This window comes from Treponema endosymbiont of Eucomonympha sp. (assembly GCF_001028545.1).
In genome coordinates this window covers 1-644 of sequence record NZ_BBPW01000390.1, presented here as the reverse complement: position 1 = coordinate 644, position 644 = coordinate 1, and the positions used below count along the sequence as shown (strand labels likewise).

Annotated in this window: 1 protein-coding gene; it reads left to right on the top strand. The window is 57.5% G+C overall.

What is annotated here, in order from left to right; genetic code table 11:
* Positions 1-266: 266 nt before the first annotated feature.
* Positions 267-644 (top strand): IS5 family transposase (locus AWU74_RS07250; RefSeq protein ID WP_059369470.1); only part of this gene is annotated, 378 nt, incomplete at its 3' end.

The following is a 644-nucleotide window of genomic DNA, read 5'->3' as shown; positions in this document are numbered from 1 at the left end:
TAAGCGGCTACTGCGGCTACCGAGCGGGCAACGTTCAAGGCGATATAAGCCATAGCGCGGATAAGCGCCTGCCGGGACTACCGAGCGGACTTCGTTGACGCTGTGCCATTCACCTATAGGCAAAGCATATATGCAGAGTTTCCTCAAGAAACTCTGTCGTTACCCCGTGCGATGCACGGGGTAACGCCCTGTGCCGCCCTACACAGAGGCGCTGTTCTAGCCTAGGCAGTGTGGACTGGATAGGGGAAAAGAGGTAAAATAGAGGCATGAAAAGAAATGAAGGCATTCACCGGCACGATATAAGCGACGAGGCGCGGGAACGGATAAAAGAACTGCTGCCCGGACAGGCAGGGAAACGCGGGGGAGTGGCGAAAGACAACCGCTTGTTTATTAACGCGGCAGCGTGGCAGACGCGCACGGGCGCTCCGTGGAGGGATATACCGCCAGAATTCGGGAACTGGAACAGCATACACAAGCGGTTTTGCCGCTGGCGGGACAAGGGAATATGGAAAACGCTGGCGGACGCCGCAATAGGCGAGCCTGCCGGGGATATCTTTATGATAGATTCGACGTATATCAAGGCGCACGCGGACGCATGCGGGGCACGCGGCGGCACTCAGGACATTAGCCGCACAAAAGGGGGC